The sequence below is a fragment of the Nonomuraea sp. NPDC049784 genome (genome assembly GCF_040659615.1).
Taxonomy (GTDB): domain Bacteria; phylum Actinomycetota; class Actinomycetes; order Streptosporangiales; family Streptosporangiaceae; genus Nonomuraea.
This window is the reverse complement of record NZ_JBFAMX010001323.1, coordinates 1-1,037: the sequence shown is the minus strand read 5'-3', so window position 1 is coordinate 1,037 and position 1,037 is coordinate 1. Positions and strand designations below refer to the sequence as shown.

Annotated in this window: 2 protein-coding genes; one reads left to right on the top strand and one right to left on the bottom strand. The window is 67.1% G+C overall.

Features of this window, described 5'->3' with window-relative positions:
* A partial coding sequence (locus AB0J09_RS65755) for a hypothetical protein (protein WP_360714759.1) occupies positions 1–196 on the bottom strand: 196 nt, incomplete at its 3' end.
* A gap of 89 nt (positions 197–285) precedes the next feature.
* On the opposite strand from AB0J09_RS65755, the gene AB0J09_RS65750 reads away from it, so the two are divergent.
* Complete coding sequence (locus AB0J09_RS65750) at positions 286–831, top strand: CGNR zinc finger domain-containing protein (RefSeq protein WP_360714757.1); 546 nt, start codon at positions 286–288, stop codon at positions 829–831.
* The last annotated feature ends 206 nt before the right edge of the window (positions 832–1,037 follow it).

Sequence of the window (1,037 nt, the reverse complement as noted above, 5' to 3'; positions counted from 1 at the left end):
CCTCGCGTCCGGCCACGAGCTGCCCCGCCCAGTACGACACCACTCCCAGGCAGTGGGTGAGCAGCGCGTACGGCGAGTTGGCGCCGGGGAGCGGCGGTCTGGTGTTGGCCAGCCGGTCGCCGAGACCGGCGACGATGCCGGTCATCCCGTCCAGGGCGCGGTCGACGTAGTAGAGGTAGTCGTCATCGCTGATCACATGGGGCTCCTGCGTGATAGGTGCGGTAACCGGCTTAGTAGGTGTACGCAAGATTGCGGCAGCGATATGTAACCTGTCAAGATGGTGTCGTGAGCTTCATCTTCGTCAGCGGCAACCTCGCCCTCGACTTCATGGGCACACTCAAGTGGCGACGCACTGAACCGGAGGAGCTCCTGGTCACCCCCGCCGATCTCGGCCGATGGGCCGTCGAGGCAGGGGTGACGAGCGAGGAGCCGATCGTCGACGCAACGGACATGCGGAGGATGCGCGCGCTACGGGAGGCCGTCTACCGGCTGGTGACAACGGCCATGGACGGGCGCCCCTGGCCCGACGACGACCTGCACGTTGTCAACGAGGAGGCCGCCGGGGCACCGCCGCGGATGAGGCTAACGCCGGCGGGCCTCGTGCGTTCCGGAGACGCGGGGGCGGTTGCCTCGAGCGTGGCCCGCTCGGCGGCCGAGCTGCTCAACGAGCTCGGCGAGCTGCGCATCCGGGAGTGTGCTCTGGAGGAATGCACGCGCATCTTCATCGACCGCTCCCGGGGCGGCAACCGCCAATGGTGCGGCATGGAGGAATGCGGTAACCGTGTCAAGGTTGCCAACTATCGTTTCCGCAAGAACAAGGCCGCGACGTGAACCGTGCGGGCACACCCATGATGCGCCGAAGGAGGCGGCGCCAGCGCTCTCAGACTGGCCAACTAGCGCTCCCAGAGGCCATCTATCGCTCACAGCCTCAACTGAACCGCACCCCGCCTGCAGAAAGCTGGTCTGTGTCGGTGGCCACCACTATCGTGGAAGGCCACGGCAAGCCACGCACGCCGTTCGTCGCCGCCGAGCGCCCA